This is a genomic window from Shinella sp. JR1-6, from assembly GCF_004284735.1.
Classification (GTDB): Bacteria; Pseudomonadota; Alphaproteobacteria; order Rhizobiales; family Rhizobiaceae; genus Shinella.
This window is the reverse complement of sequence record NZ_SHMI01000006.1, coordinates 362,495-384,278: the sequence shown is the minus strand read 5'-3', so window position 1 is coordinate 384,278 and position 21,784 is coordinate 362,495. Positions and strand designations below refer to the sequence as shown.

At 64.0% G+C, this 21,784-nt stretch carries 20 protein-coding genes; 18 read left to right on the top strand and 2 right to left on the bottom strand.

Annotated elements, in window-relative coordinates; translation table 11 throughout:
* Positions 1–28 precede the first annotated feature (28 nt).
* The 3 genes from mutS to murJ all read left to right on the top strand — a co-directional run bounded on the left by mutS (position 29) and on the right by murJ (position 7,295).
* Positions 29–2,767 (top strand): DNA mismatch repair protein MutS, encoded by a 2,739-nt coding sequence (gene mutS / locus EXZ48_RS14135; protein ID WP_245462052.1) that lies wholly within the window; start codon positions 29–31, stop codon positions 2,765–2,767.
* Positions 2,768–2,862: 95 nt separating this feature from the next.
* Positions 2,863–5,706, top strand: coding sequence for a [protein-PII] uridylyltransferase (locus EXZ48_RS14130; RefSeq protein WP_023513842.1), 2,844 nt, complete (start codon positions 2,863–2,865; stop codon positions 5,704–5,706).
* Positions 5,703–7,295, top strand: coding sequence for a murein biosynthesis integral membrane protein MurJ (murJ, locus tag EXZ48_RS14125; RefSeq protein ID WP_130516529.1), 1,593 nt, complete (start codon positions 5,703–5,705; stop codon positions 7,293–7,295). Before EXZ48_RS14130 ends, murJ begins: the two co-directional genes overlap by 4 nt.
* 5 nt (positions 7,296–7,300) lie before the next feature.
* Here murJ and EXZ48_RS14120 read toward each other — a convergent pair whose 3' ends face one another.
* Positions 7,301–7,774, bottom strand: a complete 474-nt coding sequence (locus tag EXZ48_RS14120) for a DUF882 domain-containing protein (RefSeq protein WP_130516527.1) — start codon at positions 7,772–7,774, stop codon at positions 7,301–7,303.
* A gap of 277 nt (positions 7,775–8,051) precedes the next feature.
* Here EXZ48_RS14120 and trpS point away from each other — a divergent pair, with 277 nt between their 5' ends.
* The 15 genes from trpS to trmB all read left to right on the top strand — a co-directional run bounded on the left by trpS (position 8,052) and on the right by trmB (position 21,429).
* Positions 8,052–9,119, top strand: a complete 1,068-nt coding sequence (gene trpS / locus EXZ48_RS14115) for a tryptophan--tRNA ligase (RefSeq protein WP_050742815.1) — start codon at positions 8,052–8,054, stop codon at positions 9,117–9,119.
* Between the two features lie 36 nt (positions 9,120–9,155).
* Positions 9,156–9,647 carry a universal stress protein gene (locus EXZ48_RS14110; protein ID WP_050742641.1) on the top strand — a complete coding sequence of 164 codons (492 nt, stop codon included), beginning with the start codon at positions 9,156–9,158 and terminating at the stop codon, positions 9,645–9,647.
* 99 nt (positions 9,648–9,746) lie between these two features.
* Entirely contained in the window at positions 9,747–10,316 is a 570-nt protein-coding gene (locus tag EXZ48_RS14105; RefSeq protein ID WP_023515882.1) for a NifU family protein, read from the top strand.
* A 30-nt stretch (positions 10,317–10,346) separates the two neighbouring features.
* On the top strand, positions 10,347–10,994 hold the full coding sequence (gene tsaB, locus EXZ48_RS14100) for a tRNA (adenosine(37)-N6)-threonylcarbamoyltransferase complex dimerization subunit type 1 TsaB (RefSeq protein ID WP_130516525.1): 648 nt from the start codon (positions 10,347–10,349) through the stop codon (positions 10,992–10,994).
* 4 nt (positions 10,995–10,998) lie between these two features.
* Positions 10,999–11,493, top strand: a complete 495-nt coding sequence (locus EXZ48_RS14095; RefSeq protein WP_023515884.1) for a GNAT family N-acetyltransferase — start codon at positions 10,999–11,001, stop codon at positions 11,491–11,493.
* 39 nt (positions 11,494–11,532) lie between these two features.
* Entirely contained in the window at positions 11,533–11,958 is a 426-nt protein-coding gene (locus tag EXZ48_RS14090) for a Fur family transcriptional regulator (protein WP_023515885.1), read from the top strand.
* Between the two features lie 96 nt (positions 11,959–12,054).
* The gene (locus EXZ48_RS14085) at positions 12,055–12,786 is read left to right on the top strand and encodes a lysophospholipid acyltransferase family protein (protein WP_371260031.1); all 732 of its coding nucleotides are present in this window, start codon (positions 12,055–12,057) and stop codon (positions 12,784–12,786) included.
* A gap of 56 nt (positions 12,787–12,842) precedes the next feature.
* The gene (gene miaB / locus EXZ48_RS14080; protein ID WP_130516523.1) at positions 12,843–14,243 is read left to right on the top strand and encodes a tRNA (N6-isopentenyl adenosine(37)-C2)-methylthiotransferase MiaB; all 1,401 of its coding nucleotides are present in this window, start codon (positions 12,843–12,845) and stop codon (positions 14,241–14,243) included.
* 27 nt (positions 14,244–14,270) lie between these two features.
* Positions 14,271–15,323 (top strand): PhoH family protein, encoded by a 1,053-nt coding sequence (locus EXZ48_RS14075; protein WP_023515888.1) that lies wholly within the window; start codon positions 14,271–14,273, stop codon positions 15,321–15,323.
* A gap of 17 nt (positions 15,324–15,340) precedes the next feature.
* Positions 15,341–15,850, top strand: coding sequence for an rRNA maturation RNase YbeY (gene ybeY, locus EXZ48_RS14070; protein ID WP_024270227.1), 510 nt, complete (start codon positions 15,341–15,343; stop codon positions 15,848–15,850).
* 9 nt (positions 15,851–15,859) lie between these two features.
* Positions 15,860–17,011, top strand: coding sequence for a hemolysin family protein (locus EXZ48_RS14065; RefSeq protein WP_050742637.1), 1,152 nt, complete (start codon positions 15,860–15,862; stop codon positions 17,009–17,011).
* A gap of 114 nt (positions 17,012–17,125) precedes the next feature.
* Positions 17,126–18,709 (top strand): apolipoprotein N-acyltransferase, encoded by a 1,584-nt coding sequence (gene lnt, locus EXZ48_RS14060; RefSeq protein ID WP_130516521.1) that lies wholly within the window; start codon positions 17,126–17,128, stop codon positions 18,707–18,709.
* Between the two features lie 147 nt (positions 18,710–18,856).
* Complete coding sequence (locus EXZ48_RS14055) at positions 18,857–19,276, top strand: helix-turn-helix domain-containing protein (RefSeq protein ID WP_024270224.1); 420 nt, start codon at positions 18,857–18,859, stop codon at positions 19,274–19,276.
* 205 nt (positions 19,277–19,481) lie between these two features.
* Positions 19,482–20,720, top strand: a complete 1,239-nt coding sequence (metK, locus tag EXZ48_RS14050) for a methionine adenosyltransferase (RefSeq protein WP_023516952.1) — start codon at positions 19,482–19,484, stop codon at positions 20,718–20,720.
* Between the two features lie 7 nt (positions 20,721–20,727).
* On the top strand, positions 20,728–21,429 hold the full coding sequence (gene trmB / locus EXZ48_RS14045) for a tRNA (guanosine(46)-N7)-methyltransferase TrmB (protein ID WP_130516519.1): 702 nt from the start codon (positions 20,728–20,730) through the stop codon (positions 21,427–21,429).
* Positions 21,430–21,447: 18 nt separating this feature from the next.
* On the opposite strand, the gene EXZ48_RS14040 is transcribed toward trmB, so the two are convergent.
* Positions 21,448–21,705, bottom strand: a complete 258-nt coding sequence (locus tag EXZ48_RS14040; protein ID WP_024270222.1) for a DUF1150 family protein — start codon at positions 21,703–21,705, stop codon at positions 21,448–21,450.
* Positions 21,706–21,784: the final 79 nt, after the last annotated feature.

Below are 21,784 nucleotides of genomic sequence, written 5' to 3'. Positions count from 1 at the left end.
CCTCTTTTTTAGGAAGAACTGACTCTCCGTGAACGATCAGATCGTGCGTCCGAACGATATCCTGTCGACGGCAGACCTTGCCACTGACGAAAGCCGCGCATCGGCAACGCCGATGATGGAGCAGTATATCGAAATCAAGGCGGCCAACCCGGACAGCATGCTGTTCTACCGCATGGGTGATTTCTACGAGCTGTTCTTCCAGGACGCCGTGGACGCCGCCCGCGCGCTCGGTATCACACTGACGAAGCGCGGCCAGCATATGGGGCTCGATATCCCCATGTGCGGCGTGCCCGTCCACGCCGCGGACGACTATCTGCAGAGACTGATTTCGCTCGGCTTCCGTGTCGCCGTGTGCGAGCAGGTCGAAGACCCGGCGGAGGCGAAGAAGCGCGGTTCGAAATCCGTCGTGCGGCGCGATGTCGTGCGCCTCGTCACGCCGGGCACGCTGACCGAGGAGAAGCTGCTCTCGCCTTCCGACGCCAATTATCTGATGGCCGTCGCCCGCATTCGCGGTGGGGCTGAGCCCTCGATGGCTCTTGCCTGGATCGATATTTCGACCGGCATTTTCCGGCTTTCGGAAACCAGCCAGAGCCAGCTTCTTGCCGATATCCTGCGCATCGAGCCGCGCGAACTGATCGTGCCGGACACCGTGTTCTACGATCCGGAATTCCGCCCGGCACTCGACGTGCTCGGCCGCGTGGCCGTGCCGCAGCCGGCCGTGCTCTTCGACAGCGCGACGGCAGAAGGCCGCATCGCCCGCTATTTCGGCGTCTCTACGCTCGACGGTTTCGGGACCTTCTCTCGCGCGGAACTCGCCGCGGCGTCGGCGGCCGTCGCCTATGTGGAAAAGACGCAGATCGCCGAGCGCCCGCCGCTCGGCCGGCCGGAGCGGGAAAGCTCCGCCTCCACGCTCTTCATCGATCCGGCGACGCGCGCCAATCTCGAACTGGTGCGCACCCTGTCCGGCGAGCGTTCCGGCACGCTCCTGAAAGCGATCGACCGCACGGCGACAAGTGGCGGTGCGCGCCTTCTCGCCGAGCGGTTGATGTCGCCGCTGACCGATCCGGACACGATCAACGCGCGGCTCGATTCGATTGGGGCACTTGGCGACAGGCCCTCCTTCTCGGAGGATCTGCGCGCGGTGCTGAAGCGGCTGCCCGACATGCCGCGCGCCCTGTCGCGCATTGCGCTCGGCCGGGGCGGGCCGCGCGATCTCGGCGCGATCCTGCAGGGCCTTTCGATCTCCGGCGACGTCGCCCGGTTGATGGCGGTCGAGCAGCTGGACGGCGAGCTCGCCGAGGCAGCGCACGCTGTCGGCGCCCTGCCGCTCGACCTCTCACACAGGCTGGCGGTGATGCTCGCGGACGAGCTGCCGCTCCTCAAGCGCGACGGCGGCTTCATTCGCGAGGGGGCGGATGGCGAACTCGACGAGATGCGGGCACTGCGCGACCAGTCGCGCCGCGTCATTGCCGGGCTGCAGCTGCAATATGCCGAGGAAACGGGCGTCAAGTCGCTGAAGATCAAGCACAACAACGTGCTCGGCTACTTCATCGAGGTCTCCGCCGGCAATGCCTCGGCGCTGACCGACGGCGACGAGGCGAAAGCGCGCTTCATCCACCGCCAGACCATGGCGGGCGCCATGCGTTTCACCACGACGGTGCTGTCCGAGCTGGAAACGAAGATCGCCAACGCCGCCGACCGGGCGCTTGCCATCGAGCTTGCTGCGTTCAACGACCTCGTCGATGCGGTGGTGGCGGAAGCCGAGGCCATCAAGGCGGCCGCGCGGGCGCTCGCCGTCGTCGATGTCTCTGCCGGGCTTGCGGCACTCGCCGAGGAGCAGGCCTATTGCCGGCCCATCGTGGATCGCTCCACGATGTTCGCCATCGTCGGCGGGCGGCACCCGGTCGTCGAGCAGGCGTTGCGCCGCCAGCAGGCCGCCGCCTTCGTCGCCAATTCCTGTGATCTCTCGCCCTCTGATGGCAAGGGCCACGGCGCGATCTGGCTGCTCACCGGCCCGAACATGGGCGGTAAGTCGACCTTCCTGCGCCAGAACGCGCTCATCGCCATCCTTGCCCAGATGGGGGCCTATGTGCCGGCCGAAAGCGCCCATATCGGCGTCGTCGACCGGCTCTTCTCGCGCGTCGGCGCGTCGGACGACCTTGCCCGCGGCCGCTCTACCTTCATGGTGGAAATGGTCGAGACGGCGGCAATCCTCAACCAGGCGACTGACCGCTCGCTTGTCATCCTTGATGAGATCGGCCGCGGCACGGCGACCTTCGACGGTCTTTCGATCGCCTGGGCCGCCGTCGAGCACCTGCATGAAGCCAATCGCTGCCGTGGCCTCTTCGCCACGCATTTCCACGAGCTGACGGTGCTGTCGGAAAAGCTCGGCCGTCTTTCCAACGCCACAATGCGCGTCAAGGAATGGGACGGCGACGTGATCTTCCTGCACGAGGTCGGCCCGGGCGCTGCGGACCGCTCCTACGGCATCCAGGTGGCACGCCTTGCAGGCCTGCCGCCATCGGTGGTCTCGCGCGCCAAGGATGTGCTGGCCAAGCTGGAGGACGCGGACCGCAAGAATCCGGCAAGCCAGCTCATCGACGATCTGCCGCTGTTCCAGGTCGCGGTGCGCCGCGAGGAGATCCAGCGCAGCTCCGGCCCGTCGAAGGTGGAGACGCTGGTGAAGGATCTCAACCCGGACGACATGACGCCGCGCGAGGCGCTCGATGCCCTCTATGCGCTGAAGAAAGAACTTGGCAATCGCTAGCGCCTGAGGTCATTGTCCTCGCCTGCGGAAAGGGTCTATAGCGCATGCGAACCGAACGGGCGATCGACGAAAAGCGGGACGCAGGCCGGCATCCGATGGAAAAGAAGCTCCTGGCGCCGGCCGATTCCGGACTGATCGACGTGCCCGCGCTGCGCGCCAGATGCGAATTCATCGCCAGCACCAATGCCGACTACCGCGACCGCATGCGCCGCGAGTTGCTCGCCGAGTTCAAGAAGGTGAACACTGCCGGTCGCGAACGGGCGCGCGAACTGCTCTTTGCCGATGGCAGCGGCCTGCAATGCGCCGCACGCATTTCCTGGCTGCAGGACCAGCTGATCGCCGTCCTGCACGATTTTGCGCTCAACCACGTCTTCAGCGCCGGCCAGGCATCGCCCGCCGCGCGTATCACGGTGACGGCCGTCGGCGGCTACGGCCGTGGCACACTGGCGCCGGGCTCGGACATCGACCTGCTCTTTTTGTTGCCTGCAAAACCGGCCGCCTGGAGCGAGCCCGCCATCGAGTTCATGCTCTACATCCTTTGGGATCTCGGTTTCAAGGTCGGTCATGCGACGCGCAACCTGGAGGAATGCATCCAGCTTTCCAAGGGTGACATGACGATCCGAACAGCGATCCTCGAGGCGCGCTACATCTGCGGCTCGGTGGCCCTGTTCGAAGATCTCGCCGTTCGTTTCGACCGCGAGATCGTGCGGGGCACCGGCCCGGAATTCATCGCCGCCAAGCTTGCAGAGCGCGACGAGCGCCATCGCAAGGCCGGCGATACGCGCTACCTCGTCGAACCGAACGTCAAGGAAGGCAAGGGCGGGCTGCGCGACCTGCACACGCTGTTCTGGATCGCCAAGTATTTCTATCATATCCGCGACCCCGCCGAGCTGGTGAAGCTCGGTGTCCTCTCGCGCCAGGAATACAAGCTCTTCCAGAAGGCCGACGACTTTCTTTGGGCGGTTCGCTGCCACATGCATTTCCTGACGGGAAAGGCGGAGGAGCGGCTTTCCTTCGATATCCAGCGCGAAATTGCCGAATGCCTCGGCTACCAGCCGCATCCCGGCCTTTCGGCGGTCGAGCGCTTCATGAAACACTATTTTCTGGTTGCGAAGGACGTCGGCGACCTGACGCGCATCTTCTGCGCCACGCTGGAGGACCAGCAGGCCAAGGAAGCACCCGGCATCACCGCCGTCATCAGCCGTTTCACCCGCCGCACGCGCAAGATCGCCGGCACGCTGGATTTCCTTGAGGATCGCGGGCGCATCACCATCGCCGACCCTGACGTTTTCAAGCGCGATCCCGTCAACCTGATCCGGCTCTTCCACATCGCCGACATCAACGGGCTGGAGTTCCACCCCGATGCGCTGAAGCAGGTCACGCGCTCGCTGAAACTCGTCAATGCGGCGCTGCGGGAGAACGAGGAGGCCAACCGCCTCTTCCTGTCTATCCTCACCTCGCCGCGCGATCCTGCGCTCATCCTGCGCCGCATGAACGAGGCGGGCGTGCTCGGCCGGTTCATTCCGGATTTCGGCAAGATCGTCGCGATGATGCAGTTCAACATGTATCATCACTACACGGTCGACGAGCACCTGATCCGTGCCGTCGGCGTACTGGCGGATATCGACCAGGGGCGCGAGAAGGATGCCCATCCGCTGAGCTACCAGCTGATGCCCAGCATCGAGGACCGCATCTCGCTCTATGTCGCCGTGCTGCTGCACGACATCGCCAAGGGCCGGCCGGAGGACCATTCCGAGGCGGGCGCCAAGGTCGCGCGCAAGCTCTGCCCGCGCTTCGGGCTCTCGCCGAAGCAGACGGAACTCGTCGTCTGGCTGATCGAAGAGCACCTGACCATGTCGATGGTCGCGCAGACCCGCGACCTCAACGACCGCAAGACCATCGTCGACTTCGCCGAGAAGGTGCAATCGCTGGAACGGCTGAAGATGCTGCTCGTGCTGACGGTCTGCGACATCCGCGCCGTCGGCCCGGGCGTGTGGAACGGCTGGAAGGGCCAGCTGCTGCGCACGCTCTATTACGAGACCGAACTCCTGATCTCCGGCGGCTTTTCCGAGTTGTCGCGCAAGGAACGCGCCCATGCCGCGCGCGAAATCCTCTCCGGCGCGCTTCCGGCCGACTGGAGCCAGAAGGACCGCAAGACCTATACGCGCCTGCACTACGATCCCTACCTGCTGACGGTCTCGCTTGAAGATCAGGTGCGCCATGCCGCCTTCATCCGCGAGGCGGACAAGGCCGAGCAGCCACTGGCGACGACGGTGCGCACCCACTCCTTCCACGCCATCACGGAAATTACCGTGCTCTCGCCCGACCATCCGCGCCTCCTGACGGTGATCGCCGGAGCCTGCGCGGCGGCGGGTGCCAACATCGTCGATGCGCAGATCTTCACCACCTCCGATGGCCGGGCGCTCGACACGATCCTCGTCAACCGCGAGTTCCCGAACGATGCCGACGAGATGCGCCGGGCCGGCACGATCGGCCGGATGATCGAGGACGTGCTCTCCGGCCGCAAGCGCCTGCCCGAGGTGATCGCCACCCGCACGAAGAGCCGCAAGCGCAACCGGACCTTCACCGTCTCTCCGGCGGTGACGATCTCCAACACGCTGTCGAACAAGTTCACGGTTATCGAGATCGAGTGCCTTGACCGTCCCGGCCTCCTGTCCGAGGTGACGGCGGTGCTGTCGGACCTCTCGCTCGACATCGCCTCGGCCCATATCACCACCTTCGGCGAGAAGGTCATCGACACCTTCTACGTCACCGACCTCGTCGGCCAGAAGGTCACCAACGACAACCGGCAGGCCAACATCGCCGCGCGGCTGAAGGCCGTCATGGCGGACGAGGCGGACGAGCTGCGGGACCGCATGCCGCCCGGCATGATCGCACCCGTTGCCGCCACGCCGAAGAGGATCAGGACGGAACAATGAGTCTGGTGAAGAAATTCGCGACCGTGGGCGGCGCGACGCTGGGCAGCCGCGTGCTCGGCTTTGCGCGCGAAACCCTGATGGCGGCCGCGCTCGGCACCGGGCCGATGGCCGACGCCTTCTATGCCGCCTTCCGCTTCCCGAACCTCTTCCGGCGCCTCTTCGCCGAAGGCGCCTTCAACGCCGCCTTCGTGCCGCTCTTCGCCAAGGAGATCGAGGCCGGCGGCATCGACGGCGCGAAGCGTTTTTCCGAGGAGGTCTTCGGTGTCCTCTTCTCCATTCTCCTGATGCTGACCATTGCGATGGAGCTGCTGATGCCGCTCATCGTTGCCTGGATCATCGCGCCGGGCTTCGTGGGGGACGCGGAAAAGTTTGACGTGACGGTGAAGCTCGCCGTCGTCATGTTCCCCTATCTCATGTGCATGTCGCTGACGGCGATGCTGTCGGGCATGCTGAATTCGCTGCATCACTATTTCGCCGCCGCCGTCGCGCCGGTCTTCCTCAACGTGGTGCTGATTGGCGCGCTTGGCTATGGGCTCTGGCAGGGCGCCTCGCCGCTGGAAACGGCCTGGTATCTCTCCTGGGGCGTGCTGGCTGCCGGTCTCCTGCAGATGGCCGTACTCTATGCGGGCGTGCGCCATGCCGGCATGAAGATCGGCTTTCGCCGGCCGCGCATGACGCCGAACGTCAAGCGCTTGCTCTGGCTTGCCTTCCCGGCGGCCGTGACGGGCGGCATCACCCAGATCAACCAGCTGATCGGCCAGATGATCGCCTCCACCAAGGACGGTGCCATCGCCGCCTTGCAATATGCCGACCGCGTCTACCAGCTTCCGCTCGGCGTCGTCGGCATTGCCGTCGGCGTCGTGCTGCTGCCGGAACTGGCCCGCGCGCTGAAAGGGGGGCAGGAGCGGGAAGCGGGCAACCTGCAGAACCGTTCGCTGGAATTCGTGCTCTTCCTGACGCTGCCGGCCGCCGGCGCCATCTGGGTCATCTCCGACGAGATCGTGCGCGTGCTCTACGAGCGCGGTGCCTTCAGCCCGGAAACCACCTCCATCGTGGCGGGAACGCTCGCCATCTACGGGCTCGGCCTGCCGGGTTTCGTGATGATCAAGGCGCTCAATCCCGGCTTCTTCGCCCGCGAGGATACCAAGACGCCGATGCGCATCACGCTGCTGTCGGTGGTCGTCAACTGCATCCTGGCAGTGTCGCTCTTTCCGCTGTTCTACGAGCGCGGCATCGCCACGGCCGAGGCGGTCTCCGGCTGGCTGACGGCGGTGCTTCTCTTCGTCACGCTGGTGCGGCGCGGCCACTGGCCGCTGGAAAAGGCGCTGCTCTGGCGCGTCGCGCGCCTGCTTGCCGCGACCATCGTCATGGCCGTGGTGCTCGACTACGCTTCTCTTTATTTCGCTGATCGCCTTTCATCCGCCGCACCGCTCTACGAGCAGCTGATGGCGCTCGGCCTGCTGATCGCCCTTGCCATGGTGGTCTATTTCTCCGTTGCCTTCCTCATCGGCGGCGCGGACCTCGGCATGATCCGGCGCAATCTCAAGCGCAAGGCCAAGGCCACGCAGAGCGAGGAAAGCGCGGAATAGACGCCTCAGCGTGTTGCGAACCGGGCACGCCTGGCAAGGCGTGCCAACCCGCGGCAATAGTGCCAGCTGCGTCTCGGCCCGACATCGACATGCACGATCCCGTTGCAGTAGGTGCCGATGCCGCCGATGGCCGGCGCGGATCTTGCGGCCGCGACGATCCGCTTCACCGATACGCCCGGCACGCGGATATCGGCGGCGAGGCATTTGCGATGCAGCGATCCCCTGCGTCCGGCAGAGCGATGGCCGGACGTGACGAGCGGTCTTCGACCGACCTGCCGGGCGATGTGGGACAGGATGCCCCGCAGCTTGCCGGGGAAACATCGGTGCCGCACGCGCGGCGTCTGGACGGTGTAGATCTTCGCCGCGCCCCTCTCGGTTCTTGCGGCATGTTTGTGCTTGCCACTTGCCGTGGCTTCGCTCGCGAAGAGCGAAGTCAGCGCCATCATGCAGGCAAGCAGGGTCGAACAGCTTTTTCGCATGGCACACTCCGGTTTGCGCCTTTGCGTCGAAACGCGGCTTGTCAAAACCTGTGTCCCTGATCCCCGCGGGGAGAGAAGGCCCGGAAAGTGTCATTTATGAGGAGCCTCTGATGGGCCGTTTCCCCGGCCGCGCAGGGGCGGTCTTGATCGCGGTCGCTCTGCCGTGCATAAGCGGCGCGTATTTTTTACGCAGTTCCGGCCGGAAAGCCGCTTTGCCGTTTCCCGGAATTGCTTCACCAACGGAACCAGGCCTTCCACCCGCCTGAAGGATATCGCCATGAGCGCATTCAAGCCCCTCGTCTTCTCCGGCGTGCAGCCGACAGGAAACCTCCATCTCGGCAACTATCTTGGCGCGATCCGCAAGTTCGTCGCCCTGCAGGAAGACAACGACTGCATCTATTGCGTGGTCGACCTGCACGCGATCACCGCGCAGCTCGTGCATGAGGATATGCGCGGCCAGATCCGCTCGATTGCCGCGGCCTTCATCGCCTCCGGCATCGACCCGAAGAAGCACATCGTCTTCAACCAGTCGGCCGTGCCACAGCACGCCGAGCTGGCCTGGATCTTCAATTGCGTGGCGCGCATCGGCTGGATGGAGCGCATGACCCAGTTCAAGGACAAGACGGGTGGCAAGAATGCCGAACAGGTCTCGCTCGGGCTGCTCGCCTATCCAAGTCTGATGGCCGCCGACATCCTCGTCTACCGTGCCACCCATGTGCCGGTCGGCGACGATCAGAAGCAGCACCTGGAGCTGACCCGCGACATCGCGCAGAAGTTCAACATCGATTTCGGCAGCCATATCCGCAAGGCCGGTACCGGTGTCGATATCGTCGTCGGCGAGGAGCCCGTGCATGCCTATTTCCCGATGGTCGAGCCGCTGATCGGCGGCCCGGCACCGCGCGTCATGAGCCTGCGCGACGGCACCAAGAAGATGTCGAAGTCGGATGCATCCGATCTCTCGCGCATCAACCTCACCGATGATGCCGACACGATCTCCAAGAAGATCCGCAAGGCCAAGACGGATCCGGATGCCTTGCCGAGTGAAGCCGAGGGACTGAAGGGCCGCCCGGAAGCGGAGAACCTCGTCGGCATCTATGCCGCGCTCTCCGACAAGTCCAAGGCGGAGATTCTCACCGAGTTCGGCGGCCAGCAGTTTTCTGTCTTCAAGCCGGCGCTTATCGACCTCGCGGTCAATGTTCTCTCGCCCATCACGGACGAAATGCGCCGCCTGATGGACGATACCAGCCATATCGACGGCATCCTGCGTGACGGTGGCGAAAGAGCGCGGGCGCGGGCCGAAAAAACTATGAAGGAAGTTCGCGACATCATCGGTTTTGTGCAGTAAGGTCGCCTCGAAACGTCCTTGAGAGAAGGGGGCCGTATGGTTTCTCGACGACTTTCCCGCCTTGAAGGCCACCGCCGGAAATTCCTGGCGGTCATCGACGACACGCCGGAATGCCAGCGCGCCGTCCACTATGCGGGAATGCGGGCGAAGAACTCCAACGGCGGCGTCGTTCTGCTCTATGTCATCGCCAACGGTGATTTCCAGCAATGGCTGGGCGTCGAGGAGATCATGCGGGCCGAAGCGCGCGAAGAGGCCGAATCCGTGCTGGCCAAGGCGGCACAGGCCCTGCGCGAATCGGTCGGCATCGAGTCGGAAACAGTGATCCGGGAAGGTGTTGCCAGCGAGCAGATCAACGGGCTGATCGAGGAAGACAGGGATGTCGCCATCCTCGTGCTCGCCGCCGGCTCCGCCAAGGAAGGGCCGGGGCCGCTGGTCTCCTCGCTCGCCAGCCGCGGCCAGGCCTTCCCGATTCCGGTGACGGTCATTCCGGATTCGCTTTCGGACGAGGAACTGGACGCGCTGAGCTGATCTCCAGCCTTGAAGAGCGGTACGGAAACGCCTATCTTCTTTTGAATAATTCTAAATATTCTGGCCGATCGGCGAGCGCCCGGCCGCACGGAGAGAAAGATGTTCATCCAGACCGAAGCGACGCCGAACCCGGCGACCCTGAAATTCCTGCCGGGCAAGGTGGTGCTGGAAACCGGCACCGCCGAATTCCGCGACGAGACGGAAGCACGCGCGGCCTCGCCGCTGGCCGCCCGCCTGTTTGCCGTTCCCGGCGTCAAGAGCGTGTTCCTCGGCTATGACTTCATCACCGTCACCAAGGACAACGCCGACTGGCAGCACATGAAGCCGGCGATCCTCGGTAATATCATGGAACACTTCATGTCCGGCCAGCCGGTCATGGCAAGCGGCGCGCTCGGCGGCAATGAAGGCGACGAGGACGAATTCTTCGACGACGGCGACGAAACGATCGTCGCCACCATCAAGGAGCTGCTCGACAGCCGCGTGCGCCCGGCCGTGGCCCAGGACGGCGGCGACATCACCTTCAAGGGGTTCCGTGACGGCGTCGTCTATCTCAACATGAAGGGGGCCTGCTCGGGTTGCCCGTCCTCGACGGCGACGCTGAAGCACGGCGTGCAGAACCTTCTTCGTCATTTCGTACCGGAAGTGCAGGAAGTTGAAGCCGTCATGTAAGGCCTGCCCCGCAACGCGCCGGTGCCCGCCATGATCGTCCTTGCGATCGACACGGCGGGTACGGGTTGCCATGCGGCGCTCTATGACCCTGATGAAGACCGGATCCTCGGCGCCGCTGGCGCCGATATCGGCCGCGGCCACGCCGAGCGGCTGATGGAATTCGTCGACGCGGCGTTTGATGCCGCCGGCCTCACCTTCAAGGATATTGGTCGGATCGCGGTCGCCATCGGCCCCGGCTCCTTTACCGGCATCCGTGTCGGCGTAGCGGCGGCGCGCGGCCTTGCGCTGGCGCTCGGCGTCCCCGCCGTCGGTGTTTCCACCCTGTCGGCGCTTGCGGCCGACCATCGGGCCACCTCTCCACTGCTTATTGCGATGGATGCCAAACGGGGCGAGGTCTACTGGCAGCGTTTTGCCGCCGATGGTACCGCGCTGTCAGCACCGACAATCGCCGCTCTCGAAGAGGCGCGCACGCTTGCGGCAGGCCATGACGGTGTGATCGCCGGCTCGGCGTCCTCGCTTCTGCGTGACGGTGCGCAGCCGGGCAGCGACAGCGTCGCCATCGCCACCGTCGCCCGTCTCGGTGCCGGCCTTGACCCTGTGGATCACCCTCCGAAGCCGCTCTATCTGCGCGGTCCCGATGCCAAGCCGCAGGCGGGTTTCGCGATCAAGAGGGCATGACGGCATGTCCTTGAGCGATTACTTCACCCGCAAGCCGGCCTTTGACATCTTTCCCCTAGAAACCGCTGATGCAAGCATTGCTGCAGCGCTGCATCGCGCACGTTTTCCCCAGCCTTGGAACGACGGCGAATTCCACTCGCTGCTGCTGCAGGAGCCGGTCTATGGTTTCCTGGCGCTGAAGGAAGGTGCGCTCGGCCGCATGGCCGGCGGCTTCGTGCTGGCCCGTGCCGCGGCTGGGGAGGCTGAGATCCTGACGATCGGCGTCGACGGGCGGTTTTCCCGTGCGGGCCTTGGCTGGCGGCTGATGCAGGCGGCCCTGCGCGAGGCGAAGATGCGCGGTGCCGAAGACATTTTTCTAGAGGTCGACGAAGGCAATGTCGCGGCCCGCGGGCTCTATGCCAAGCTCGGCTTTGCCAAGGTTGGCGAGCGCAAGGCCTATTATGTCGCTGCCGATGGTCACAGATCCACGGCGCTTGTCTTGCGGCGCGATCTTCGCTAGTCCCCTATCGGGGGGCCGAACGAAAGAGGGCAGGATCGCATGTCGGATGTCGAGAAATCGCTGGAAGAGCTTTGTGTCGAGCGCGGCATGCGCATGACCGAGCAGCGCCGCGTGATCGCGCGCGTGCTCGAGGCTTCGGCCGATCACCCGGATGTGGAAGAGCTTTATCGCCGTTCGTCGGCGGTCGATGCGCGCATTTCCATCTCCACCGTCTATCGCACGGTCAAGCTCTTCGAGGACGCCGGCATTATTGAGCGCCACGACTTTCGCGACGGGCGTTCGCGCTATGAGACCGTGCCGGACGAGCATCACGACCATCTCATCGACCTGAAGAGCGGCGAAGTCATCGAGTTCCACTCGCCGGAGATCGAAGCCTTGCAGGAGCGCATCGCCCGCGAACACGGCTTCAAGCTGGTCGATCACCGCCTCGAGCTCTACGGCATTCCGCTCAAGGAGGGCGAGTGAGGCGGATCCCGTTTCCCTTGACCCTCGGCCGGTGATCCCTTGATCGTCTGGCTGCGTCTTGCCTTCGCTTTTCTTGTTCTCGTCGCGGCGACAGTCATCCTGCTGCCCATCCAGCTTGTCGGCCTGCGCTTCAATCTGAAGATCCGCCGTCGCGTGCCGCGCCTCTGGCATCGCGTCGCTTGCTGGGGGCTCGGCCTCAGGGTGCGGGTGCATGGCACGCTGGAAACGAAGCGGCCCTTGCTGCTTGCCTCCAACCATGTCTCCTGGAAGGACATCATGGTGCTCGGCTCGGTGGCCGACGTCGTCTACATCGCCAAATCCGAGGTGCGCGGCTGGCCGGTCTTCGGCATTCTCGCCCGTCTCCAGGCGACGATCTTCGTCGAGCGCGAGCAACGCCAGAAGACCGGCGACCAGGTGGACGAGATCGCGCGGCGCATGGCGGATGGCGAGATCGTCGTGCTTTTCCCGGAAGGAACCACGTCGGACGGCAACCGCCTGCTGGAGATCAAGACGTCGCTCTTCGGCGCTGCCGCGTCCGCCGTGCCTCATGCGCCTGAGGGTGTCGTGTTCATCCAGCCGGTCTCGATCGCCTATACCGGCGTGCACGGCATGGCCATGGGCCGCTTCCACCGCCCGCTTGCCGCCTGGCCGGGCGATATCGAGCTTCTGCCGCATCTCCTCGGCATTGCGCGGGAAGGGGCGGTGGATGTGGATGTCGATTTCGGCGAGCGGGTTGACTATTCCCGCAGCAGCAATCGCAAAGAGGTGAGTCGCACGGTCGAGGCGCGCATTCGCGCCATGCTGGGCGCGCGCCTGCGCGGGCGGTAGACCGGCGGGCGCAACGGGGCTTCATTTTCCGGGGCTTTTCCACTATGGAAGCGGCCATGAGCGAACAATCCGTCCTCCCGCCCGAAGCCAGCGCCACGCCGAGCGTGCGCCCGAACACCCGCAAGGTCTTCGTGAAGACCTATGGCTGTCAGATGAACGTCTATGACAGCGACCGCATGACGGATGCGCTGTCAAAGGACGGCTACCAGGCGACGGACGTGCTGGAAGAGGCCGACCTCGTCCTTCTCAACACCTGTCACATCCGCGAGAAGGCGGCGGAAAAGGTCTATTCCGAACTCGGGCGCCTGCGCGAGATGAAGAAGGTGCGCGCCAAGGACGGCCGCGAAATGGTGATTGGCGTCACCGGCTGCGTCGCCCAGGCCGAAGGCAAGGAAATCCTGCGCCGCGCGCCGGCGGTGGACCTGGTGATCGGACCGCAGACCTACCATCGCCTGCCGGAGGCGCTGCGCCGCGCCAAGGGTGGCGAACGCGTCGTCGAGACGGACTATGCCATCGAGGACAAGTTCGAGCACCTTCCTGCGCCGGAAAAGGCAAGGACCCGCGCCCGTGGCGTCACCGCCTTTCTGACGGTACAGGAAGGCTGCGACAAGTTCTGTACCTTCTGCGTGGTGCCCTATACGCGTGGTTCGGAAGTCTCCCGTCCGGTTTCACAGATCGTCTCGGAGGCCGAGCGTCTCGTCGAAGGGGGCGTGCGGGAGATCACGCTGCTCGGCCAGAACGTCAATGCCTGGCACGGCCTCGGCCCGGATGGTGGCGAATGGGGCCTTGGCGACCTGCTTTACCGGCTGGCCGAGATCAAGGGCCTTGCGCGCCTGCGGTATACGACCAGCCATCCGCGTGACATGGACGATCGTCTGATCGAGGCCCACCGCGACCTGCCGGCGCTGATGCCTTACCTGCATCTGCCCGTCCAGTCCGGCTCCGACCGCATCCTGAAGGCGATGAACCGGCGCCACACTGCGGCCGAGTATATCGCCCTTATCGAGCGCATTCGCGCCGTCCAGCCGGAGCTGGCGATTTCCGGCGACTTCATCGTCGGCTTCCCCGGCGAGACCGATCAGGACTTCGAGGACACGATGCGCCTCATCGAGGCGGTCGGTTATGCACAGGCATTTTCGTTCAAGTATTCCATCCGCCCCGGTACGCCCGGCGCCGACATGGATGGCCATGTCGCGGAAGACGTTAAGTCGGAACGCCTTGAAAGATTGCAGGCTTTGCTGTTTCAACAGCAGCGCGAATTCGCCCGCGGCTGTGTCGGCAAGGAGATCGACCTGCTCCTGGAGAAGCCCGGCCGCATGCCCGGCCAGCTCGTCGGCCGCTCGCCCTGGCTGCAGCCTGTGAATGTTGATGCAAAACTGTCGGAAATCGGTGACATTATCCGGGTACGAATCACCGATACCGGGCCCAACAGCCTTTTCGCGGAAGCGATCGGTTGACGGGCGGATCGCAAGGAGCCTGACCGCTTGAACGGACACGAATTGACGACGTCATCGCCGCGCCAGTCGAAAAGCCAGACCGACGCCAACCAGTTCGTGCTGACCTTCGAGAACAATCGATACGCGAGCGAGCTCTTCGGTCAGTTCGACCAGAACCTGAAGCTCCTGGAGCAGCGCCTCAACATCGATGCGCGGGCGCGCGGCAATTCCGTTTCCATCTCCGGCGACGTGGTGGCCACAAACCAGGCCCGCCGGGCGCTGGATTATCTCTATGATCGTCTCCAGAAGGGCGGCTCGATCGAGCTTTCCGACGTGGAAGGCGCGATCCGCATGGCGATCGCCGCGGACGACCAGCTTTCGCTGCCGACAATGGAGCGCAAGGCCAAACTCACCATGTCGCAGATCTCCACCCGCAAGAAGACCATCGCCGCCCGCACGCCGACGCAGGATACCTATATCCGCGCGCTGGAGCGCTCCGAGCTCGTCTTCGGTGTCGGCCCGGCTGGCACGGGCAAGACCTATCTCGCCGTCGCCTATGCCGCCCAGCTTCTGGAGCGTGGCGCGGTCGACCGCATCATCCTGTCGCGTCCGGCCGTCGAGGCCGGCGAGCGCCTAGGCTTCCTGCCGGGCGACATGAAGGAGAAGGTCGATCCCTATCTGCGCCCGCTCTATGACGCGCTCTATGACATGATGCCGGGCGACAAGGTCGAACGCGCCATCACGGCCGGCGTCATCGAAATCGCGCCGCTCGCCTTCATGCGAGGCCGTACGCTCGCCAATGCCGCTGTCATCCTCGACGAGGCGCAGAACACGACTTCGATGCAGATGAAGATGTTCCTGACGCGTCTCGGCGAAAACGGCCGCATGATCGTCACGGGTGATCCAAGCCAAGTCGACCTGCCGCGCGGCGTCAAATCCGGCCTCGTCGAAGCCCTGCAGATCCTCAAGGGCGTCGAGGGCGTGTCGGTCGTGCGCTTCAAGGATGTCGACGTGGTCCGCCACCCGATGGTCGCCCGCATCGTGCGGGCCTATGAAGCCCAGACGGCAGTGCAGGACGAAAGCGAGCAGCTGGACCGCTGAGGCGGTCCTCGATCCTCATGAGCGAACTCGACATCCAGATTTCCATCGAAGAGGGCGCATGGCCCTCCGAAGAACGCTTGCTCGACATCAGCGGGCGGGTCCTTGGTGCGGCCGCAAAATTCCTTCGGCGGGAGGAAAAACAACCCTTCCCGAAGACCGGCGCACCGGAAGTCTCGCTCGTTTTCACCAACGACGAAGCCATCCGCGGCATCAATGCGGAATGGCGCAGCCAGGACAAGCCGACCAATGTCCTGTCCTTCCCGGCCTTTCCGCTGACGCCTGGAAAAGTGCCGGGCCCGATGCTCGGCGACATCATCTTCGCCGAGGAAACCCTGACCCGCGAGGCGGCCGATCTCGGCAAGTCCTTCGACGATCATCTCACGCATCTGATGGTGCATGGATTTCTGCATCTCTTCGGCTATGATCATATGGACGATGAAGAAGCGGAAAAAATGGAGGGGCTGGAGACTCGCATTCTTGCCGAGCTTGGCCTATCTGACCCCTACGGGGATGACCCCGATGAATAGTTTGGACCAATGAGCGACTTTAGAAACCAGTCCGTAGCGACGGAAAAGAGCGAGGCGGACGCCTCAAGTCAGGACGAGGCGGGCAGTAGTAGCAGCGCGCCGAAGCCGGAAAGCGGGGGCCGGACATCCTTCTGGTCCCGTGCAGCACGGCTTTGGCGCATGACAGGTGCCTCCAGTCTGCGCAAGGACCTTGCCGAGGCCCTGATGACGGAAGAGAGCGGCGGCGAGCCGACCTTCCTGCCCGAAGAGCGGGCGATGCTGCACAACATTCTTCGTTTCCGCGAGGTGCGGGTCGAGGATGTCATGGTGCCGCGGGCCGATATCGAGGCCGTCGATCAGGACATCACGATTGCCGAACTGATGGTGATCTTCGAGGATTCCGGCCGTTCGCGCATGCCGGTCTACAACGAAAGCCTCGATGATCCGCGAGGCATGGTCCATATCCGCGACCTGCTCGCCTATGTCACCAAGCAGGCTCGCAACAAGCGGCGTACCGGTGCAAAGGCCGCACCCGCCAGTGGCGAGAAGCCGGCCCGCACGCCAAAGGCCGAATTCGACCTTGGCCGCGTCGATCTGTCGAAGACCGTCGCCGAAGCCGGTATCATCCGTCAGGTTCTTTTCGTGCCGCCTTCCATGCTTGCCGCCGACCTCATGGCGCGCATGCAGGCCGACCGCACGCAGATGGCTCTCGTCATCGACGAGTACGGCGGCACGGACGGCCTTGCCTCGCTGGAAGACATCGTCGAGATGGTCGTCGGCGATATCGAGGATGAGCACGACGACGACGAAGCCATGATCCAGCGCGTGAGCGACGACGTCTTCATCGCCGATGCCCGTGTCGAACTCGAGGAACTGGCCGAGGCGATCGGCCCGGACTTCGACATCCGCGAACAACTGGAAGACGCCGATACGCTCGGCGGCCTGATCTTCGCTTCGCTTGGTCGCATTCCGGTGCGCGGCGAGGTGGTGCAGGCGGTGCCCGGTTTCGAATTCCATATCCTCGACGCCGACCCGCGTCGCGTCAAACGGGTGCGTGTCACCCGCAAGCGCGCCGGCTCCGTTCGCCGCCGCGAGCGCAAGCCCGAGGGTGAGGGACTGTCCCTTGCCGGCGAGCGGAAAAAATTGCCGGAACAGCAGAACGATGGGGCGAACGCCGAATAGTCGGGCGGCACCTTCGAAAAACGATCTGCGCCTTGTGCCGCCGTGACGCGGGACAAGGCGCTGGTTTTTTGGGAAACTGGCGCGGCTGATTCGGGGACATAAAAAGGGGACAGCATGGAGCGGCTTGCGGGCAGGGTCATGCTCCTGTCTGGGACAAGACGGGCGCTTTTGGCATTTCTTGCGGGCTTGATCGGGGTGCTGGCACTGCCACCCTTCGGCTTCTTTGCGGCGCTGTTCGTCTCCTTCACCTTGCTCGTCTGGTTGCTCGACGGTGCGAGCGCCGCGCCGGAGGCAGGCTTGCTGCGGCGCCTCGCGCCCGCCTTCCGTATCGGCTGGCTCTTCGGTTTCGGTTATTTCGTTGGCGGGCTCTGGTGGCTCGGCAACGCGCTGCTCGTCGAGGCGGACGCCTTCGCCTGGGCGTTGCCGCTCGCCGTATTTGGTCTGCCGGCCTTCCTTGCTCTCTATTACGGCTTTGCGGCGGCGCTCGCCCGCCTCCTCTGGTCGGACGGCATGGGGCGCATCGCGGCGCTCGGCTTCGCTTTCGGCATTGCGGAATGGTTGCGCGGCACGCTGTTCACCGGGTTCCCCTGGAATGCCGTCGGCTATGGAGCGATGCCCGTGCCGTTGCTCATGCAGTCGGCGGGCGTCGTCGGCATAGCCGGCATGAACGCGCTTGCCGTCTTCGTCTTCGCTGCGCCGGCACTGATCGGTACGCGGCGCGGCCGCGGGATCGGCCTATCGCTCGCCGGTCTGCTGTTCGCTGCTCAGCTCGGTTATGGCTATTATGCCCTTTACCTCGTGCCGGGGCCCGAAGACGAGACGGCCGTCATCCGCCTCGTCCAGCCGGTCATCGACCAGGCGATGAAGCTCGACGACAGCGCGCGCGCGGAAATCTTCGAGCGGCATCTCGCCCTGAGTGCCGCCAAGCCGGCGGAGGGTGGCAAGCGACCTGACATCATCGTCTGGCCGGAGACGTCCATTCCCTTCATCCTGACGGACAATCCCGACGCGCTGGTGCGTATCGCAGCCGTGTTGGAGGATGACCAGATGCTGATCGCCGGTGCCGTGCGCACCGAAAGCGCCGGCTCCGGCAAGGCTCCGCGCTACTACAATTCCATCTATTCCATTGACGGCAAGGGACAGATAACCGGCGCAGCCGACAAGGTGCATCTCGTACCCTTCGGCGAATACATGCCCTTTGCGGAGATGTTCGAAGGTCTCGGCGTCGACGCCGTCGCAATGCCGGGCGGCTTTTCTGCCGCCCGCGAGCCGCAGCTGCTGAGCGCGCTCGGCAAGGGGTTTTATCCGCTGATCTGCTACGAGGCGATTTTCCCCTCGGAGATTACCGGGTCGGCCGATACGGCCGCTGCTCTTCTGAACGTCACCAACGATGCCTGGTTCGGAAGGACGCCCGGCCCCTACCAGCATTTCCAGCAGGCGCAGCTGCGCGCTGTCGAGCGCGGTCTCCCGCTGATTCGCGCCGCCAACAACGGCATTTCTGCCGTGGTGGATGCCAAGGGCAGGGTGGTTGCGGGTCTTGCTCATGACGTTCCGGGCTTTGTTGATGCAACCGTTCCGGGAAGGTTTGCGTCCGGTGAGTTGGCAAAGTGGCGGAATTGGTCGTTTCTGATTGTGCTTGCCGTTCTATTCGTGGCAGCAGGCATTTCTCGCATTGGTTTTGGAAACAGGACGAATTGACCGAAAACCCCTAAAATAGCATAGTGCACGCCGTCGGCGGTTTTCTTGTATTGTGGCGACCTTCAGGGTTTGCGCATACAACGTGACGTTAAGTCTCCTGAGGGCCGTCGGCAGGGTGGGGCCATTTCCGCGCGTTAGGACACATTGATGATGGAAAACAAAAAGAAGCCGAATCCGATTGATATTCACGTCGGCAGCCGGATCCGGCTTCGCAGGACCATGCTCGGCATGAGTCAGGAGAAGCTCGGCGAAAGCCTCGGCATCACCTTCCAGCAGATCCAGAAATACGAGAAGGGCACGAACCGCGTCGGCGCCAGCCGTCTGCAGAACATTTCGAGCATTCTCAACGTGCCCGTCTCCTTCTTCTTCGAGGATGCGCCGGGCGAGCAGGCGGATGCCCAGACGGGCTTTGCCGAAGCATCGAGTTCAAACTATGTGGTCGACTTCCTGTCGTCCTCCGAGGGTCTCCAGCTCAACCGGGCCTTCGTCAAGATCGGCGACCCCAAGGTGCGCCGCAAGCTCGTGGACCTCGTGAAGGCGCTCGCTGCCGAGGCCGAACTCGAGTGACCTCCCGGTGAGATTGGCAAAGAAAAGGCGGTCCTTCGGGGCCGCTTTTCGTTTGTACGGGAGCCTGCCACGTGGGCGTGACAGGCGTGCGGCAACACCTGGAATGCCGGGACATAAACATATTCTTATGTCCTTCTGTGCTTGTCTTTCCCCTGCGAACTGAATAACAACGTCGAAGTCCATTTTCTTTGAGGGGAATTCCCGCATGCGCAGCAGTTATCTCTTCACCAGCGAGTCCGTCGCCGAGGGCCACCCGGACAAGGTGTGCGACCGCATCTCCGACGAAATCGTCGATCTGGTCTACCGCGAAGCCGTGAAGTCGAAGGTCGATCCTTGGTCGGTCCGTATTGCCTGCGAAACGCTTGCGACGACCAACCGCGTCGTCATTGCTGGTGAAGTGCGCCTGCCGCCAAGCCTTCTGAAGAAGGACAAGGACGGCAACGACGTCATCAACCCCTCCAAGTTCAAGTCCGCCGCCCGCAAGGCGATCCGCGATATCGGCTACGAGCAGGATGGCTTCCACTGGAAGACAGCGAAGATCGACGTGCTCCTGCACTCACAGTCCGCAGATATCGCCCAGGGCGTCGACAATGCCGCCGACAAGCAGGGCGACGAGGGTGCCGGCGACCAGGGCATCATGTTCGGCTACGCCTGCCGCGAAACCTCGGAGTTGATGCCGGCGCCGCTCTATTACTCGCACCGCATCCTCCAGCTTCTCGCCGACGCGCGCAAGAAGGGCGAGGGCGATGCGGGCAAGCTCGGCCCGGACGCCAAGAGCCAGGTGACCGTGCGCTATGTCGACGGCAAGCCCGCCGATGTCGCCTCGATCGTGCTTTCCACGCAGCATCTGGATGACAGCTGGGATTCCAAGAAGGTCCGTGAGGTCGTTGAGCCCTATATCCGCGAGGCGCTGCACGATATCGAGATCGCCGACGATTGCTCCTGGTACATCAACCCGACCGGCAAGTTCGTCATCGGCGGACCGGACGGCGACGCCGGCCTCACCGGCCGCAAGATCATCGTCGACACCTATGGCGGTGCAGCCCCGCATGGCGGCGGCGCCTTCTCCGGCAAGGACACCACCAAGGTCGACCGCTCTGCCGCCTATGCCGCGCGCTACCTCGCCAAGAACGTTGTTGCGGCCGGCCTTGCCGACCGCTGCACGATCCAGCTCTCCTACGCCATCGGCGTCGCACAGCCGCTCTCGGTTTATGTCGACCTGCACGGCACCGGCAAGGTCAGCGAAGATGCTGTCGAGGAGGCGATCCGCAAGGTCATGGACCTTTCCCCGTCGGGCATTCGCCGCCACCTCGACCTCAACAAGCCGATCTACGCCAAGACGGCCGCCTATGGCCATTTCGGCCGCAAGGCCGGCCGTGACGGTTCGTTCGCCTGGGAGCGCCTCGACCTCGTCAAGGCTCTCAAGGAAGCCCTGAAGAACTGAGGCCGACATGACGGATGCAGAGCGCCGCAGCCGCGCGAGCGAAGCCTTCTTCGGTCGTCGCAAGGGAAAACCGCTGCGGGAGCGGCAGGCGCAGCATCTTGAAACCGTGCTGCCGGTGCTGAAGGTCGACCTTTCGACCCCGGCACCGGCGGATATCACCACGCTTTACGATTTCTCTCCGAACCGGATGCGCCTCGAAATCGGATTCGGCGGCGGGGAACATCTCATCCACCGCGCGCAGGAAACGCCCGATACCGCCTTCATCGGCGTCGAGCCCTTCGTCAATTCGATGGCGAAGCTGATCGGCAGCATCGAGGAGACGGGCGCGAAGAACATCCGGCTTTATGATGACGATGCGACGGAGTTGCTGGACTGGCTTCCGGCAGCTTCGATCGATCAGATCGATCTGCTCTATCCGGATCCGTGGCCGAAAAAGAAGCACTGGAAGAGACGCTTTGTCTCGAAGGTCAATCTCCACCGCTTTGCCCGGGTGCTGAAGCCCGGCGGGCTCTTCTGCTTCGCGTCCGACATCGACACCTATGTCAACTGGACGCTTATGCACTGCGGTTCTCATCCCGCTTTCGTGTGGACCGCCGAAAACGCGGTCGACTGGCTGACGCCGTTTGCCGGCTGGCCGGGCACGCGCTACGAGGCCAAGGCCAAGCGCGAGGGCCGAAAGTCGGCCTATCTCACCTTCCGCCGTCTCTGACGGAAGGTTTTCGGGACATCAGTGCAGGCTGACGGTGCGCAGGTCGTCCTCGGCCGCCTTGTAGAAGGTGCTCGAGCGGTTGTCCGTCAGGAGGATCGGCGTGCCATCGGCGCCGAACAGGGCCCAGAGATCCAGGCTCGGGTCGATTTCCGGCGCTTCCGGGAAGACGCGCGAGACTTCATCGGCCTTCATCTTCCTGATGTAGCCGACTTCACCGGCGCCAAGATGTGCGAGGTCTGCCTTTGAAACGGTGGGGGTTACGCTCTTCAGTCCCATCTTTGCCTCCATGGCAATGCCGGCAGGGCCGGCCACCGGACGTCCATGGCCACCATGGCCCATCGGTACGTCAGGCGAT

Bases quoted from the DNA above. Each gene is read 5' to 3' on its own strand.
- EXZ48_RS14120 (WP_130516527.1), bottom strand. From the start codon at position 7,774: ATGCGAAAAAGCTGTTCGACCCTGCTTGCCTGCATGATGGCGCTGACT.
- metK (WP_023516952.1), top strand. From the start codon at position 19,482: ATGCGCAGCAGTTATCTCTTCACCAGCGAGTCCGTCGCCGAGGGCCAC.
- murJ (WP_130516529.1), top strand. From the start codon at position 5,703: ATGAGTCTGGTGAAGAAATTCGCGACCGTGGGCGGCGCGACGCTGGGC.
- EXZ48_RS14040 (WP_024270222.1), bottom strand. From the start codon at position 21,705: ATGGGACTGAAGAGCGTAACCCCCACCGTTTCAAAGGCAGACCTCGCA.
- tsaB (WP_130516525.1), top strand. From the start codon at position 10,347: ATGATCGTCCTTGCGATCGACACGGCGGGTACGGGTTGCCATGCGGCG.
- EXZ48_RS14110 (WP_050742641.1), top strand. From the start codon at position 9,156: ATGGTTTCTCGACGACTTTCCCGCCTTGAAGGCCACCGCCGGAAATTC.
- ybeY (WP_024270227.1), top strand. From the start codon at position 15,341: ATGAGCGAACTCGACATCCAGATTTCCATCGAAGAGGGCGCATGGCCC.
- miaB (WP_130516523.1), top strand. From the start codon at position 12,843: ATGAGCGAACAATCCGTCCTCCCGCCCGAAGCCAGCGCCACGCCGAGC.
- EXZ48_RS14105 (WP_023515882.1), top strand. From the start codon at position 9,747: ATGTTCATCCAGACCGAAGCGACGCCGAACCCGGCGACCCTGAAATTC.
- EXZ48_RS14095 (WP_023515884.1), top strand. From the start codon at position 10,999: ATGTCCTTGAGCGATTACTTCACCCGCAAGCCGGCCTTTGACATCTTT.
- trmB (WP_130516519.1), top strand. From the start codon at position 20,728: ATGACGGATGCAGAGCGCCGCAGCCGCGCGAGCGAAGCCTTCTTCGGT.
- lnt (WP_130516521.1), top strand. From the start codon at position 17,126: ATGGAGCGGCTTGCGGGCAGGGTCATGCTCCTGTCTGGGACAAGACGG.
- trpS (WP_050742815.1), top strand. From the start codon at position 8,052: ATGAGCGCATTCAAGCCCCTCGTCTTCTCCGGCGTGCAGCCGACAGGA.
- EXZ48_RS14090 (WP_023515885.1), top strand. From the start codon at position 11,533: ATGTCGGATGTCGAGAAATCGCTGGAAGAGCTTTGTGTCGAGCGCGGC.
- EXZ48_RS14055 (WP_024270224.1), top strand. From the start codon at position 18,857: ATGATGGAAAACAAAAAGAAGCCGAATCCGATTGATATTCACGTCGGC.
- EXZ48_RS14130 (WP_023513842.1), top strand. From the start codon at position 2,863: ATGGAAAAGAAGCTCCTGGCGCCGGCCGATTCCGGACTGATCGACGTG.
- EXZ48_RS14065 (WP_050742637.1), top strand. From the start codon at position 15,860: ATGAGCGACTTTAGAAACCAGTCCGTAGCGACGGAAAAGAGCGAGGCG.